A 15,243-nucleotide genomic window follows, 5' to 3' on the forward strand; every position below is an offset into this window, starting at 1 on the left:
ACGCCGGTCCCCGTGAACGGCAAGGGGCTGTCGACCCCCGGGCCGCCCGGCGCGCCGGGCCCCCGCCCTCAGGCCGGATCCAGCCCCAGGTTCTCCCGCAGGGTGGAACCCGCGTAGTCGGCGGGATAGGCGCCGCGTTCCTGCAGGCGGGGGACGAGGTGATCGACGATGTCGTCGAGCCCCGAGGGGATCAGCCACGGGGTGATGTTCAAGCCGTCGATCGCCCCCAGACGCGCGAACTCCACGAGGCGATCGGCGACCGCGTCGTAGCTGCCGGTGAAGGTGCCCCGGCGCGCCCCGGCCTTGACCCGGGCGAACTCCAGGATCGACTGCCCCTTCGCGGCGGCCTCCTCCCGCCAGGCGCGGGTGAGCTCCTCGGCCTTCGCGAACTGGAACCCGGCCCCGCGGGTCACCCCGGATTCGGACACCTCCGGGGCCACGTCCGGCAGCGGCCCGTCGGGGTCGAAGGCGGAGAGGTCCCGGCCCCAGTACTGCTCGAGCAGGGCGATCGCCTGCTCGGGGCCGACCTGCAGGTCCCGCACCCATCGCACCTTCTCCTCGGCCTCCGCCTCGGTGGGGGCGAGGATGATCTCCGCTCCGGGCAGGATCTTCACGGCGGCCGGGTCGCGACCTGCGGCGACCACGCGCCCGGTCACGCTGCGGCGGAAATCGACCGCCGCCTCGAGGGTGCCGTGCGGGGAGAAGACGACGTCGGCCGTGCGGGCGGCGAAGTCCTGCCCTGCGGGGGAGGCCCCGGCCTGGAACAGCACCGGCCGGCCCTGCGCCGAGCGGGGCAGATCGCCCTGTGCCCGCACCGAGTAGTGGGCGCCGTCGTGGTCGATCGTCTCTCCGCCCCAGTACTGCTCGGCCACGCGCACGAAGGCCTCGGCGTGGACGTACCTGTCGGCGTGGTCGAGGTAGCCGCCGCGGCGGAAGTTCTCCCCGGTCCAGGCGTTGTCGGTGGTCACGATGTTCCACCCGGCGCGGCCGGCGGAGAGCAGGTCGAGGGTCTGCAGGCGGCGGGCGAGATCCACCGGGTCGTTGTAGGTGGTGTTCTGCGTGGCCACCAGCCCGATCTTCTCGGTGACCGCTGCCAGCGCCGCGAGCAGGGTCTGGGCATCGGGACGTCCGGCCACGTCGAGCTCGAAGGGCACTCCGCGGTGCTCGCGCAGCCGCAGGCCCTCACCCAGGAAGAAGGCCGCGAACTTCCCGCGCTCGGCGGTGCGGACCAGGGAGTCGAAGGACTCCCAGGCCACCTGGTCGCCGCTGTCCGGCAGGCGCCAGATGGTCGAGGAGTTCACGCCCTGGAAGAAGGCGCCGAAGGCGAGCTGCCCGGTGGGGGTGTGGTCGGGGTGGATCGGGTGTGCGGCGGGCCCGGTCGCCAGTGCGGCCGCCTCGGCGGAGAGCGCGGCGTCGGGGAGGGCCGGGGTCGAGGTGGAACTCATGCGGGCTCCTTGCTGCTCAGGCGCGCGCGATCGGAGCGGCGCGCCGGGTCGAGGTCGAAGAGGGCGGGTGCGAGGCCGAACCGCTCGCGCAGGCTGGTCCCGGGCTGCGGGGCGGGGGCGATCAGGCCCTGTGTGTGCAGGCCGGCGGCGAGCTCGGCGACCGTGCCCAGCGGGTCGGTCTCGAGATCCAGTCCCACCAGCCGCACGAGGCGCACGGCCCTGCTCCCGCCGACGACGCCCGCCTCGCTGGTGGCCTCGCGGATCCGTGCGGCCAGCTGTTCGGGGCGGGCGCCGCCGGAGATGTCGAGGTCCAGGGCACGCCCGTCGGCCAGCTCGGTGGCGGCGCGCTCGCCGGCCGCTGCCCGGTCGGTGTCGGCCACGAGCACCGGGAGCAGGCCCTGCGGGGAGCGCGGGGTGATCGCGGGCCCGCGCACGGCGAAGGTCTCGCCGGTGAAGTCGGCGTACTGCAGGCGGGCGGCGTCGACGTACACGCCGTGCTCGACGTCGCGCACCACCGCGTCGGGCGCCCAGGAGTCCCAGAGCAGGCGGGAGGCCTCGAGCACGTCGGCCGCCTCGCGGGCGGTGGCCTGCAGGCCGAGGGTGGAGCGCCCGACGGCCGCCGGCACGGCGGGGTCGGTCTCGGCCGTCAGCAGCCAGCCGGCGCGGCCGTGGGAGAGGTGATCGAGGCTCATCAGCTGCGTGGCCAGGTGGAACGGTTCGACGTAGACGGCGTCGGTGCGGGGCAGCAGAGCGATGTCGTCGGTCACCGGCGCCAGGTGGGAGGCGACGTGGATCGGGTGCAGCCCGCCGTCGCTGAGGGTCAGGGCGCCGATGCCGGCGGCTTCGAGCCCCTGGGCGAGATCGGCGAGGCCGGCCAGCAGGGCGGGGTCCGTGACCAGGTCGACCGCAAGCACCGGCGGGGTCGACGCGGCGGAGTGGGATGTCGTGGTGCTCACGGATTCTCCTGGGTGTGGGCGCGGGATGCGGGGAGGGCTTCCTCGGTCAGGTTCCAGCGCTCGAGGACCTGGCCGTAGACGCCGTTGTCGATCAGGGCGTTCAGCGCCGCGGCGTAGGGGCCGACGAGGCCGCTGCCGGCGGGGAAGGTGGCGGCGACCAGCGTCTCGTCGGGCCAGCCGGCGTTGATCTTGCCCTGCACCTCGACGTCGTCTCGGCGTGCGGTGATGAACGACAGCGAGGGGAAGGGGGAGAGGTAGCCGTCCACCCGACCGGCCCCGAGAGCCAGCAGCGTGTCGGCGTTGGTGGAGTAGTTCTTCAGCTGGGCCGGCTCCTTGCCGGCGGCCTCCAGCTCGGCGTTCCAGTCGATGAGGATCTGTTCCTGATTGGTCGCGTTGCCGACGGCGATGATCCGGCCGCTGAGCGAGTCGGCGTCCTCCAGGTAGAAGTCGGCGTCCGCCTGCGCCAGGAACGCCATGTACGCGGCGCGATAGGAGGCGAAGTCGAACTTCTTCAGGCGCTGAGCGTTGATGCCGATATTGGCGTGGACCACGTCGAAGTCCCCGGCTTCGAGCTTCATCGGCCAGTTCTCCCAGGTGGTCAGCTTGAGCTGGAACTCGAGGCCGAGGGTGTCGGCCACGATCCGGGCGATGTCGATCTCGGAGCCGATGTAGGTCTCGTTGTCGTCCGCCAGGAACGACAGCGGCGCTGAACTGGTGCCGTTGATGCCCACCCGCAGCACACCGGACTCGGCGATCTCGGCCGGCAGCAGGGCGGCGACCTCCTCGTTCTTCTCCGCGCGGATGAGCTCCTGATCGCCGGAGGTGTCCAGGGCGGGACCGTCATCGCCCCCGCCGTCGGAGGCCCCGGATCCGTCTGCGGAGGCCGCGGGGACCGGGTCGGAGCAGGCGGCGAGCAGGGAGGCGGGCAGCAGCAGGCCGGAGGCCGTCAGGGTGCGGCGAGTGAGCAGGCGTGGGGTCATCGGGGGTCCTCGAGAAGAGTGCTGGGCGGGAAGGGGGCGGCCGACGGGGCGGGCGCGGGACGGGCCGACGGGACGGTCGACGAATCGGTCGCGTCGGGCGCCGCCGCGGCGGCCCTCCCCTCGGTGGGCGGTGCCGCTGCGGCACGGACGTGGTCGGGCGCCGTCGCGTCGTCGGGCGAGATGCTGGGCGACGGCGTCGGCCCTCCGGGGCGCACGCGCTGGAGGAAGGTGCGGGTGCGCTCCTGGGCGGGGTGGTCGATGACCTGGGCGGGCGGACCCTGCTCGACGATCACGCCGTGGTCCATGAACACGACCGTGTCGGCGACGTCGCGGGCGAAGGAGACCTCGTGGGTGACGATCACCAGCGTCGTGCCGGCCCGGGCGAGTGATCGGATCACCGCGAGCACCTCCTCGACCAGCTCGGGGTCCAGGGCGCTGGTGGGCTCGTCGAACAGCAGCACCGTCGGGTCCAGCGCCAGCGCCCGGGCGATCGCCACGCGCTGCTGCTGACCGCCGGAGAGCTGGCGAGGATAGGCGCCGGCCTTCTCGGCCAGTCCCACCAGCTCGAGCAGCTCCCGGGCCCGGGCCTCGGCCCGGCGCCGAGGCGTGCCCAGCGCGCGGCGCGGGGCCTCCGCGACGTTCTGCAGCGCCGTCATGTGCCCGAACAGGTTGAAGGCCTGGAAGACCATGCCGATCGTGGTGCGCTGCTGCAGCACTTCGCGCTCGGGCAGCTCGTGCAGCAGGTCGCCGTCGCGGCGGTACCCGATCACCTCGCCGTCCACGCTGATGAGTCCGCGGCCGACGGGTTCGAGATGGTTGATCGTGCGCAGCAGCGTCGACTTGCCGGAGCCGGAGGGGCCCAGGATCGCGGTGACCGAGCCGGGGCGGAGGGTCAGATCGATCCCGCGCAGCACCTCGAGGTCGCCGAAGGACTTGTGCACGTCGCGGATCTCGACCAGCCCGGCGCGCGGCGGGCGCGTGTGCGTCGCCGGTCCGAGGCTCTCGGGTGCTCCGGAAGCGTCCGGGGGTCCCGCATCGTGCGGGGACCTCGAATCGTGCGGGGAACCCGAAGCATCCGCGGATCCGGAAGCATCCGGGGATCTGGACGGATCTCGCTTCCCGGGGGCCGCGGGCGGGCGGGGCTCCGGGGGCTCCGCCGGGCTGCTGCTGCGACCGACGGTGCGGCGCAGGGAATCCAGGAGGGTCATGCGAGGGCTCCCTTCGGGGTGGGGCGGTGACGGGTCAGGCGGGCGCGCAGGCTCTGCAGCGGCGTCGGCGGCAGATTCCGCACGGCGCCCTTGGCGTAGTGGCGCTCGATGTAGTACTGCCCGATCGAGAGCAGCGAGGTGATCACGACGTACCAGAGGGTCGCGACCAGCAGCATCGGCAGCACCTGCTGGGTGCGCCCATAGATCAGCTGGACGGTGAAGAACAGCTCCGCGTGGGCGAGCACGTACACGATCGAGGTGCCCTTGACCAGGCCGATGATCTCGTTGAACGCGGTGGGCAGGATCGCCCGCATCGCCTGCGGCATCACGATCCGCAGGGATCGGTCGCGGGCCGGGATGCCCAGGGCGCTGGCGGCCTCCAGCTGCCCCTGGTCCACCGACAGGATCCCGCCGCGGATCAGCTCCGCCGCGTAGGCCGCCTGGTGCAGTCCCAGGCCCAGGGTCGCCGCCAGCATCGGGGTCATCAGAGTGCTGGTGCGGGCGTCGAGCAGGGTCACGTCCGTCAGCGGGATGCCGAGCGTGATGCGCTCGTAGAGGTAGCCGAGGTTGTACCACAGCAGCAGCTGCACCAGCAGGGGCGTGGAGCGGAAGATCCAGGAGAACGTCCAGCTCACCCCCGAGATCAGCCCGGAGGGGGACAGGCGCATCAGGGCGAGGACGAGGCCCAGGGAGAAGCCGAGCACACCGGAGAGCGCGGTGAGCTTCAGCGTCTCCAGCAGGCCGCGGAGGATCGATTCGGCCAGGAACCACTGGGCCACCACGCCCCACTCCCAGCGCGGGTTGGTCACGAAGGAGTAGGCGACCGCGGCGACGACCAGGCCCACGACCACGGCGAGCACTGTACGACCGGGGTGCCGGGCCGGCACCACCCGCAGCCGGGAGAGGTCCTCCCGCTCGGCGGTCGAGGGCGGGCACGGCATCGCGGCGGCTCCCGTCGCCGAGGCGTGCTCGGGGGCCGGAGCGGCCGGGGGCACGTGGCGTGCGGTCTCGGTGGAGACGGCGGAGGGGGTCATGGGCGATGCCTTCCGTGACAGTGCATGAACGCCGGGGCGGTCCCGGCTTGCACGGCCCGACGGTATAAGCGAAGCTAATGAAGATGCAAGGTGGACGCTATGGGCGGTCACAGTGCGACACAGAATCTCGTCAGAAGGGATCCACCGGATGAACTTCCCGGTCAGGACCGCGGGCACCCGTCTCGTCATCGTCGGCGGAGGGCCGCGCGCGATCGGCGTGCTCGAACGCCTCGCCGCCCGTGCCGCCCTGCCCGAACAGGCCGCTCGTCTGGAGGGTGCTCCGCTGCACGTGGACATCGTCGACCCGCACATGCCGGGTGCCGGGAGGATCTGGCGCGCCGTCGAGAGCCCCCTGCTGCTGATGAACTCCCGCGCCGCCGACGTCTCGATCTTCACCGACGACACCGTGGAGATCGACGGCCCCGTCGTCGCCGGCCCCTCGCTCGCCGAATGGGCCGCCGGGATCCGGGAGGGCACTCTCACCGCCCCCACCGCCGGCACCGCCCGTCTGGCGGAGATCGAGGCGATCGGGCCCACCAGCTTCGCCGGCCGCCGCGTCCAGGCCCTCTACCTCGAATGGTTCCTCGGCCAGGTGCTCGCCGCCCTGCCCGCGACGGTCACCGTCACCGTGCACCGCACCACCGCCACTGCCGTGCATCGCGCCACCGCCACTGCCGTGCACCGCACCACCGCCACTGCCGTGCATAGCGCCCCCGACGCCACCGCCGCCACGCATCGCGCCGCCGCCACCACCGTGCCCCGCGCCGACGACAGCGCGGGATGGAGCGTCGAGCTCGACGACCGCGCGCCCCTGCCGGCGGACCTGCTGGTCCTGGCCGCCGGACACACCGACGCCCGCCCCTCGCCCGCCCGCCACGAGCTGGCAGCCTTCGCCCGTCGCCACGGCGGCGCATATCTTCCGCCCTCGCAGGCCGGCGACGCCCACCTCGACCAGCTCGCCGCGGGCCAGGAGACCATCGTGCGCGGCATGGGGCTGGGCTTCATCGATCTCATGGCCCTGCTCACCGAGGGCCGCGGCGGCAGCTTCGAGACCGATCCGCTGCCCGGGGAGACCGACCGCCTGCGCTACCTCCCCTCCGGTCGCGAACCCCACCTGCACGTCGGCTCCCGCCGCGGCGTGCCCTACCACTCCAAGGTGCGCGACGAGGGGGAGCCCACGTCCCTGGGCGAGCTCGTCCACGTCACCGCCTCGGCGCTGCGGGAGCGCGAGGACTCGGACGGTCGCCTCGACCTCCGCACCGACGTCGTGCCCCTGATCGCCGCCGAGATCGCCCACTGGGTCCCCGACGCGCCCGTCGCCGCACCCGGCCAGGAGCCGCTGGCCTGGCTGGACGACCCTCTCGCCGGGCTGGCCGACTCGCGGGCATCGCTCGACCCTGACGCCGCATCGCAGGCGGCCCGAGATGCAGTCGTCCGCCACATCGAGGACGACCTGCGCGAGCGCACCCAGGGAGATGTCACCTCCGCCCGGATGCTGTTCCAGCTGCTGCTGCGCCTGCACGGGGTCCTCGTCGACCAGCTGCCCACCACGCGGCTGCGCGAGAGCTCCCGCGGCGACCACCCGCGCTGGTGGCATTCGCTGTTCAGCTTCGTCGACTCGGGCCCGCCCCCACATCGCCTGCACCAGCTGCTCGCCCTCGAGCGCGCCGGGGTGGTCTCCTTCCTCGGGCCCCGCACGGTGGTGACGGCCGACGACGCCACCGGTCGCTTCGTCGCCCGCGGGGGCGTCGGCACCGAGGTCGAGGCCACGGCGCTGGTCGACGCCTTCCTGCCCGAATCCTCGCTGGCGGAGTCCACCAACCCGCTGCTGCGCCATCTCGTCGCCGGGGGAGCGGCCGCGGTGGGGCGGGAATCGGCGGCTGCCGCAGGCAAGCTCGAGATCGACGCCGGATCCCGCGTGATCGCCCCCGACGGCACGATCCACGACACGCTGTGGGCCGTCGGCCCTTGGACCTCCGAGCTGCCGATCGGCGCCTTCGCCCGGCCCCGCACCAACGCGCCCTGCCACCGGCGCAACGACGCCCTCGCCCGGGACGTGCTGGAGAGCGCCCTCACCCGGTGGGAGGCGTCCCGTCGCCCCGTCGGCGTCGGTCGCGAGCACGACGGGGCTGAGGGGACGACCGACGGGAGCGCGGCAGCGGCGCGCTCCTGGCACGGGGCGCCCGCGGGCAGGGAGCCGGGCCCGCGCCACGCGGCGCGGGCGCTGCGCCTCGGGGTCCTCGGGCCCGGCAGGATCGGCAGCGCACTCGCCCGGACCGCACTCCGCGCGGGGATGGAGGTACGGGTCGCCGGACGCGCCCCGGCGCCCGTGCTCGCCGCGAAGCTGCCCGGAGCCGCGCCGGCCGCGCCGGCGGATCTCGCGGCGGACTGCGACATCGTTCTGCTCACGGTGCCGCTGCACGTGGCGCTCCAGCTCGACCCGCAGGCCCTGCGCGGCGCGATCGTCGTCGATGCCACCAACCCGTGGGGCGAGGAGGACGCGGCGGCGATCGCCGAGGCGCGCATCGCCCTGGGTGATCAGCGCGGCGCCCTGTCCACGAGCGAGCTGGTCGCCGCGCACCTCGACGCCTCCCGGGTGGTAAAGACGCTCAACCACATCGGGTACCACGACGTCGAGGACCAGGGCCGGGGCAGCGGGGACCCCGGACGACGAGCCGTGGCAGTGGCCGCGGACGATCCTCTCGCGGCCGAGGCCGTCGGCGTTCTGCTGCACCGGCTCGGGTACGACGGGGAGATGATCGGCTCCCTCGCCGACGGCCGCCATGTCGAGCCCGGCGCGGGACTGTTCGCCGGCTGGAGAACCCGCACGGAGCTCCACGAGCGTCGCCGGGAGCTGGTGCGGGTGGGGTGAACGCCGGCGATGCCGGATCGGGTGAAGTGCAGGGCGGTTGCGGCCCGGCGCGTCTACCCTGGAGTCAGTGTGAGGCTTGGTGGTGCCGCGGGTGTCGCGGTGGTTGGATCCTTTCCATCCGGTGATTGGCTCTTAGCCTGGCTGCCGCTCCGTGTTGAGCTGGCCTGCATGGGTATTGCCGTCGCCGGGTGGGAAGGACCGGCCGGCGTGACTTGATAGGAGCGTGCAGCTGCCCCACTGAGGTTTGTCCGCCGACCGGCCCGACCGTTCGACCCCACTCGAATACAAGGGAGGCAGTCGCCATGGTGGTCCTGATCGGCGCTGACGTCCACAAGAACTCGCACACCTTCGTCGCGGTCGACGCGGCGGGCAAGCAGATCGGGCAGATCACGGTCCGCGCGACTCACAGCGGTCACGAGAACGCATATCGCTGGGCCCGGAAGAGCTTCATCGAGCAGGATCGTCGGTGGGGGCTGGAGGATTGCCGCCACCTCACCGGTCTGCTCGAACGCGACCTCCTCGCCCACGCAGAGCCCGTGGTCAGAGTTCCGGCGAAGCTGATGGCTCGCCAACGCGCCGCAGCGCGCACCCGCGGGAAGTCCGACCCGATCGATGCTCTCGCCGTCGCTCGTGCGCTGGCCAGGGAAGAGGATCTTCCCATCGCGTTCACCGATGAGCAGGCACGAGAGATCAAGCTGGTCCTGGCCCGTCGTGAGGACCTGGTCGCGGAGCGGACCCGGGTGATCAACCGCCTGCGCTGGCACCTGCACGAACTTGATCCTGAAGTCGATCCGGCACCGCGCGCGCTGACTCATCGACCGGCCCAGGAACAGGTGCGGGGCGTGATCGAGACGAGCGAGGGGATCGTCGCGGAGATCGCAGGCATGGTCCTTGCCGATCTTGAACGGCTCTGCCACTCGATCAGCGAGCTCGATGCGCGGCTGCGTGCCATGGTCCGGGAGGTGGAGCCGGTCCTACTGGAGATCCCTGGCTGCGCGGAGTTGTCGGCCGCGAAGATCATCGCCGAGACCGCGGGGATCGAACGGTTCGCGAACGACGGGAAGTACGCGATGTTCGCCGGCTGCGCTCCGATCCCGGTCTGGTCAGGCAAGACCGAGGGAAGGGTCCGTCTGAACAGGGGCGGGAATCGTCAGTTGAACTGCGCGATTCACCGTATCGCCTTGACCCAGATTCGCCTCGAGGGGCCCGGCAAGGACTACTACGAACGACTCCGAGAACAGGGAAAGACCGTGATGGAAGCACTCCGCTGTCTCAAGAATGCCATCGCCCGCCGCATCTGGCGCACTCTCACCCACGCCCACGCCGAAGCCCTCGCCAACACCCCGATTCCACTGAACCCCACCTCAACGACTTGCGTCCGGCAAGCCGCTTGACATAGGAGATACCCATGAGCATCTTCGGGGGGAAGGACGGCCGCGGCCCGGGTGGGGACCCGTCCTGGCTGGGCGGCACGGACCGTGACGGGTCGAGCGGGACGAACTGGTCCTCCGACTTCGGCGCGGAGGACTCCGCGGCGCAGGGCACATCCGACGGCGGATCCCGCACGGATTCGGACTTCGGCGGCGGCTCGGATGTCGGGGGCGGCTCGGACGTCGGGGACGGCACGCGGTCCGGCGGCGACGCCGGAACAGAAGCGCCCAGCTACCAGGCACCGCGGTTCGGGGACGGCCGCGGTGAGGGAGCGAACGGTCGCGGCGGTGACCAGGAAGTCGACTTCGCCTCCGGTTCCCCCGGGACGGAGGAGTCAGAGGGAGGTGGCGGATCCAGCAAGGGGATCGGGGCGAAGATCCTCGGCGTGCTGGGCTCGCTCGTCGGCCTGATCATCGCCGTGGTCGTCGCCTACCAGGTGGGGATCGACGTCTTGTGGCTCCTCATCTTCGGCGCCATCCCGCTGGTCAGCCGGGCGGCTCGCGCCTTCCGGGGCGGCGGACAGCGCTGAGGCGGGGTCCGCCGGCCCCGCTGCACCGGGTCCCGCGCCCGCTGGCCGTGTTTTCCTGATCGAGAGTGCTGTTTCGGGCGCCTCAACAGCACGTGAGGCGCCCGAAACTGCACTCTCGGATCACGCTGCTTCTCAGTCGGCGTCGGCGAGGCGGTACGTCGAGCCGTCGGCCGACCGCGTGAGCACCCCGGCATCGACCGCATCCCGCCGCACCAGGGCGACATCCCGCGCGAACATCGCGATCGCCGCGTTCAACTCCGCTTCGCTGAGCGTGCGTCCGCGACCCGCGCGCTCGAAGACCAGGCGCGCGATGCGGCCGCAGACCTCGCGGCTCTCCTCGGTCTTCTGCGGGATCTCCGGGAGCCGAGGCACCTCCAGGATCGCCTCTCCGGAGCGCAGCAGGGCCAGCACCTCGGCGCTGTCGCGCAGCGCGGCCGCGTCGACCTCCCCGTCGTCGTCGATCCAGTCCAGGCGCGAGAGCGGCCCGCGCACCGCCGGATCCTCCGACGCCCCGGAGCCGGAGAGCATCGCCCCCAGCCCCCGGCGGAGCTTGGGCGCGGCGAGCAGCGCGCACAGCATGTGGGCGCGGCTCAGGGCGGACGGCAGATCGCGGGGCGTGGGCATCGTCGGGAGTGCTTTCGTCGTCGGGAGCGGGATGGCGTCAGCCTGTCATGGCTGCCGGCAGAACGAGAGCTTCCGAAATGCCCCGAGGAGAGAGGGGCACTGACAGGGCGTCCCTCCCCGGCCGGGCCGGTGCGAGGATGGCCGGGGCGGGCGATGATCGCCCGAGCCCCGACGCCAGGAGGAACGTCCCATGGACTATGTGAAGCTCGGCGGCACCGGACTTGATGTCTCGCGGCTCTGCCTGGGAACGATGGGGTTCGGCGACCGTGAGCGGTGGATCCATCAGTGGGTCCTCGACGAGGGCGCGTCCCGACCGGTCATCAAGCACGCTCTCGACGCGGGCATCAACTTCTTCGACACCGCGAACGTGTATTCGCTGGGACGCAGCGAGGAGATCGTCGGCAAGGCCCTGGTCGACTACGCCCGGCGCGAGGAGATCGTGCTGGCCACCAAGGTGCACGGCCGCATGCATGATGGCCCCAACGGCCAGGGACTGTCCCGCAAGGCGATCCTGGCGGAGGTCGAGGACAGCCTGCGCCGCCTGGGCACCGACTACATCGACCTCTACATCATCCACCGCTGGGACTATTCGGTCCCGATCGAGGAGACGATGCGGGCGCTGGACGATGTGGTGCGCTCGGGCAAGGTGCGCTACATCGGCGCCTCGGCCATGTTCGCGTGGCAGTTCCTCCAGGCCCAGCACGTCGCCGAGGTCAACGGCTGGACGACGTTCGTCTCCATGCAGAACCACTACAACCTCCTGTACCGCGAGGAGGAGCGCGAGATGATGCCGCTGCTGCGCGAGCTCGGCGTCGCCTCGACCCCGTACAGCCCGCTCGCCGCCGGTCGCCTGACCCGCGACTGGGAGGCCGACACCGAGTGGGCCCGCACCGACCGCACCGCGACGGCGAAATACGACTCCACCCAGGACACCGACCGGGAGATCGTCCGGCAGGTCGCCCGCATCGCCGAGCAGCGCGGCGTGGAGCGCGTGCAGGTGGCCCTGGCCTGGCTGCTCGCGAAGGATCCGGTGGTCTCCCCGATCGTCGGCGCCACGAAGACCGGCCACATCGACGCCGCCCTCGGCGCGCTCGATCTCGAGCTGACCGGTGAGGAGCTCACCGCGCTCGAGGCTCCTTATGTCCCGCACCGCGTGGTCGGCGCGGCCTGACCGGGGGAGTCGACGGTCGGGACGCATTCCACGACAAGGCCTCGCTGAGCGCGCTCCGCAGCCCTTCGCTCCGCAGCCCTGCGCTCCGCGGCCCGGCGCTCCGCGGCCCGGCGCGGCACGCAGGGGAGCCGCTGTTCAGGCGAAGGGTCGGGAGACCTCGTCGAGGACGGTGATCTCCGCGGCGGACAGCACGAGGGACGGCGCGGCGATCAGCGCGGGCACCTGCTCGGCACCGGAGGCGATCGATGCTGTGACGCCCTTGGCGAGCAACCACGCCAGGGCCACGCTGGTGATCTCCGCGCCGTGCGGTCTCGAACCATTCGCGCATGCGTTCCGGGGAGAAGTTCGACAGGGCGATGTGGCGCACACGGTCGGAAGCGACGAGTCCGTCGGCGGTGCGCACCTGATCGGCGATCGCCACGGACTCGTCATCGAAATGCAGGTAGTACAGGTCGATCAGATCGGTCTGCAGGCGTTGCAGCGACTCCGACAGTGCGGCCTCCACGGTCGCGGCCTCCAATCCCCTCCGGTCCGGCTTCGACCCCACCTTCGTGGCGATGACCAGCTGATCGCGGTTCCCGCGCTCGGCCATCCACTCGCCCAGGACCGTCTCCGACTCGCCGCCGGAGTGCCCCTCGACGCAGGCCGAGTAGCCGTCGGCCGTGTCGATGAAGTTGCCTCCCGCAGCGACGTAGGCGTCGAGCACGGCGAAGGCCCAGGTCGTGACGGCCGGTGCGACATCTGATAAAAGATGTGCACAACAGAGTTGGGCACAATCATATTGTGTGGCATGATGACACCATGACGACCACGGACGAGATGGTGTGCTTCTCCCTCTACGCCGCCTCGCGTGCCACCACCCAGGCGTACCGGGCGTTGCTGGAGCCCTGGGGCCTCACCTACGGCCAGTACCTCGTGCTGGTGGTGCTGTGGGGCGAGGGCGAGCAGAGCGTCTCGGCGCTGGGGGAAGCTCTTCAGCTGGACTCCGGCACCCTGTCCCCGATGCTGCGACGGATGGAGCGGGCCGAGGTGGTCGAGCGTCGTCGCGGCGGCACGGACGAGCGCGTGGTGACCGTCTCGCTCACCGAGCACGGCGATCAGCTGCGCGAGCAGCTCTCGCACGTTCCTGCCTGCATCGCGGACGGCACCGGGCTCCGCGACATCGAGGCGGCCCGCGAGCTGATCGCCACCCTGCAGGAGCTCACCCGCACGATGCATGCGGTCGTCCCACCCGACCTCCCCGGCGGACCCGCCGGGGCCACCGGCCGACCCTCGTCGGCGCCAGCGAAGGAGACATCATGAAGACTCTCTACACCGCAGAATCCCTCTCCACCGGCTCCGGCCGCGATGGTCATGTGCGCACCGTGGAAGGCGCCGTCGACCTCGACATGGCGACGCCGACGGCGATGGGCGGCTCCGGCGGCGGCGCCAACCCCGAGCAGCTGTTCGCGGCCGGCTACGCCGCCTGCTTCCACTCCGCACTGACCCTGGTGGCGGGCCGGGCGAAAGCCGACGTCACCGATTCCACCGTCGGAGCCCGCGTGCACATCGGGCCCGACGACACGGGTGGCTTCCAGCTGGCCGTCGAGCTCGAGGTCGTGATCCCGAACCTGCCTCAGCAGACGGCTCAGGAGCTCGCCGATGCCGCGCACGAGGTGTGCCCGTACTCCAATGCGACCCGCGGCAACATCGAGGTCACCGTCAGCGTCTCGGACGACTGATCGCTGCTCAGCGGCGCCGGGCCCGGATCAGGTGTCGCGTGGAGTGGGCGACGAATGCGCCCTCGCGGCGGATGATCTCGTCCAGCGCCAGCAGCTGCTCCCGATAGCGGTCGATCTCGAAACCCGGCACCCACCACACGCACTTGCGCAGGATCCATACGACCGCACCGACGTCGAAGAACTCCATCCGCAGCCGTGCCGTGCGCAGCTCGACGACCTCGAGCCCGGCTGCCTCCGCGGCGGACACCTCGTCGTCCGGGTGGCGGCCCCGCCGCTGCTGGTCGGTAGTCGGGCCGACGAACCGCTCGATCAGCGAGAAGGCGGACTCGGGGCCGACGTGCTGGGCCAGGTACTGCCCGCCGGGTGCCAACACGCGGGCGATCTCCGCCCAGTCGGGACGCACCGGATGCCGTGAGGTGACGAGATCCGCGGCGCCGTCCGGCAACGGGATCGGCGTCCCGGTCAGGACTTCGTGGACCTCCACGCCGCGCGGGCCCAGCAGATGCCGGGCCCGCGCGGCGTTGGGCGGCCACCCCTCGGTGGCGTGCTGTTCGGTGGCCAGCTGCGGGCACCGCGCGAGCACCTCCCCGCCGCCGGTGTCGAGGTCGATCGCCACCTCAGCGGCCGCCACGGCTCGCGCGAGCTGCCCCGCGTATCCCCAGGTCGGGCGCTCCTCAGTGGCGCGACCGTCGAGGAAGCCGAAGCCCCACCCGTCGACGTCGGCGGTCGTGGCCTCGGTGATCAGTTCCTGAGCGGTGCGCATAGGACCCATCGTGGCGTCCGACGTCCGCAGGGGCCAGGTGAATTCGCCGCGCGGTCCACCACCCTGTGCAGCACTCGACATCCCGGCAGGTGCTGGATCGCGGGACGGTAGGCTCTGGCCAGAAGCGAGGCGAGGAATCGCCCGCGGATCCCTGGGCATCGCCGGCCGCACCAGGACCATGATCGCTCGCGGGCTCGGACCGGAATCGTAGCTGCGGAGACCTTCCCGCGCATGACCGTCTTGGGACGCGAAAGGAGCAGGATGACTCCGATGCTCTCCGTCGACCGAGGCGTCTCATGAGCGGCCTCACGACCGTACTGTTCATCGTGGCCGGCATCCTGCTGCTGACGGCCCTGGTCTCCCTGTATCTGTCGAACGTGACGTTCAGGAAGAGCCGGGGAGTCTCCCGCTGGGTGATCTACCTCAGCTCCGCCGGCCTCCTGGTCGCGGTCGCCGCGGTGCTGACCGCTCTGTGATCCGCCCGGCGGTCGCCGGCGGCCCGTCTCCGT

General features: G+C 71.8%; 14 protein-coding genes and 2 pseudogenes. 7 read left to right on the top strand and 9 right to left on the bottom strand.

All coding sequences use genetic code 11. From position 1 onward, the window contains the following. Positions 1 to 68 precede the first annotated feature (68 nt). From JOF44_RS13920 to JOF44_RS13940, 5 genes and pseudogenes are all read right to left on the bottom strand, one after another. Positions 69 to 1,445, bottom strand: a complete 1,377-nt coding sequence (locus tag JOF44_RS13920; protein WP_209892581.1) for an LLM class flavin-dependent oxidoreductase — start codon at positions 1,443 to 1,445, stop codon at positions 69 to 71. Further along, a complete protein-coding gene (locus JOF44_RS13925; RefSeq protein ID WP_342591786.1) occupies positions 1,442 to 2,401 on the bottom strand; it encodes an LLM class flavin-dependent oxidoreductase in 960 nt (319 codons plus the stop codon). Before JOF44_RS13925 ends, JOF44_RS13920 begins: the two co-directional genes overlap by 4 nt. Continuing rightward, on the bottom strand, positions 2,398 to 3,381 hold the full coding sequence (locus JOF44_RS13930) for a transporter substrate-binding domain-containing protein (protein ID WP_209892584.1): 984 nt from the start codon (positions 3,379 to 3,381) through the stop codon (positions 2,398 to 2,400). The genes JOF44_RS13925 and JOF44_RS13930 overlap by 4 nt, the downstream gene beginning before the upstream one ends. 212 nt (positions 3,382 to 3,593) lie before the next feature. Further along, positions 3,594 to 4,331 (bottom strand): annotated as a pseudogene (locus JOF44_RS13935) (amino acid ABC transporter ATP-binding protein); the annotation flags it as partial. A gap of 254 nt (positions 4,332 to 4,585) precedes the next feature. Beyond that, positions 4,586 to 5,623, bottom strand: coding sequence for an amino acid ABC transporter permease (locus JOF44_RS13940; protein ID WP_209892587.1), 1,038 nt, complete (start codon positions 5,621 to 5,623; stop codon positions 4,586 to 4,588). Between the two features lie 148 nt (positions 5,624 to 5,771). Between JOF44_RS13940 and JOF44_RS13945 the strand changes: the two genes are divergently transcribed. The 3 genes from JOF44_RS13945 (at position 5,772) to JOF44_RS13955 (ending at position 10,455) form a co-directional block, all read left to right on the top strand. Continuing rightward, positions 5,772 to 8,495 (top strand): FAD/NAD(P)-binding protein, encoded by a 2,724-nt coding sequence (locus tag JOF44_RS13945; protein WP_209892588.1) that lies wholly within the window; start codon positions 5,772 to 5,774, stop codon positions 8,493 to 8,495. 302 nt (positions 8,496 to 8,797) lie between these two features. Next, positions 8,798 to 9,889, top strand: coding sequence for an IS110 family RNA-guided transposase (locus tag JOF44_RS13950; RefSeq protein WP_245348874.1), 1,092 nt, complete (start codon positions 8,798 to 8,800; stop codon positions 9,887 to 9,889). 14 nt (positions 9,890 to 9,903) lie between these two features. Further along, positions 9,904 to 10,455, top strand: coding sequence for a hypothetical protein (locus tag JOF44_RS13955; protein WP_209892590.1), 552 nt, complete (start codon positions 9,904 to 9,906; stop codon positions 10,453 to 10,455). 132 nt (positions 10,456 to 10,587) lie between these two features. On the opposite strand, the gene JOF44_RS13960 is transcribed toward JOF44_RS13955, so the two are convergent. Continuing rightward, positions 10,588 to 11,079, bottom strand: coding sequence for a DUF2087 domain-containing protein (locus JOF44_RS13960; RefSeq protein WP_209892592.1), 492 nt, complete (start codon positions 11,077 to 11,079; stop codon positions 10,588 to 10,590). Positions 11,080 to 11,269: 190 nt separating this feature from the next. Between JOF44_RS13960 and JOF44_RS13965 the strand changes: the two genes are divergently transcribed. Next, on the top strand, positions 11,270 to 12,250 hold the full coding sequence (locus JOF44_RS13965) for an aldo/keto reductase (protein WP_209892593.1): 981 nt from the start codon (positions 11,270 to 11,272) through the stop codon (positions 12,248 to 12,250). A gap of 135 nt (positions 12,251 to 12,385) precedes the next feature. Here the strand turns inward: JOF44_RS13965 and JOF44_RS20795 are convergent, their stop codons facing one another. Together JOF44_RS20795 and JOF44_RS20800 are read right to left on the bottom strand one after the other, a co-directional pair. Beyond that, positions 12,386 to 12,535, bottom strand: coding sequence for a hypothetical protein (locus JOF44_RS20795; RefSeq protein WP_245349649.1), 150 nt, complete (start codon positions 12,533 to 12,535; stop codon positions 12,386 to 12,388). 67 nt (positions 12,536 to 12,602) lie between these two features. Continuing rightward, positions 12,603 to 12,956 (bottom strand): annotated as a pseudogene (locus tag JOF44_RS20800) (aldo/keto reductase); the annotation flags it as partial. Positions 12,957 to 13,051: 95 nt separating this feature from the next. Between JOF44_RS20800 and JOF44_RS13975 the strand changes: the two are divergent. Both JOF44_RS13975 and JOF44_RS13980 read left to right on the top strand, forming a co-directional pair. Then, positions 13,052 to 13,552 (top strand): MarR family winged helix-turn-helix transcriptional regulator, encoded by a 501-nt coding sequence (locus JOF44_RS13975; RefSeq protein WP_209892595.1) that lies wholly within the window; start codon positions 13,052 to 13,054, stop codon positions 13,550 to 13,552. Then, positions 13,549 to 13,971, top strand: a complete 423-nt coding sequence (locus JOF44_RS13980) for an organic hydroperoxide resistance protein (RefSeq protein WP_209892596.1) — start codon at positions 13,549 to 13,551, stop codon at positions 13,969 to 13,971. The genes JOF44_RS13975 and JOF44_RS13980 overlap by 4 nt, the downstream gene beginning before the upstream one ends. Before the next feature lie 7 nt (positions 13,972 to 13,978). Here the strand turns inward: JOF44_RS13980 and JOF44_RS13985 are convergent, their stop codons facing one another. Continuing rightward, positions 13,979 to 14,734: a methyltransferase domain-containing protein gene (locus JOF44_RS13985; protein ID WP_209892598.1), complete on the bottom strand. Its 756-nt coding sequence runs from the start codon at positions 14,732 to 14,734 to the stop codon at positions 13,979 to 13,981. A gap of 296 nt (positions 14,735 to 15,030) precedes the next feature. On the opposite strand from JOF44_RS13985, the gene JOF44_RS13990 reads away from it, so the two are divergent. Next, complete coding sequence (locus JOF44_RS13990) at positions 15,031 to 15,210, top strand: hypothetical protein (RefSeq protein ID WP_209892601.1); 180 nt, start codon at positions 15,031 to 15,033, stop codon at positions 15,208 to 15,210. Positions 15,211 to 15,243: the final 33 nt, after the last annotated feature.

Origin of the sequence: Brachybacterium fresconis (assembly GCF_017876515.1) — a bacterium.
Taxonomy (GTDB): Bacteria; Actinomycetota; Actinomycetes; order Actinomycetales; family Dermabacteraceae; genus Brachybacterium; species Brachybacterium fresconis.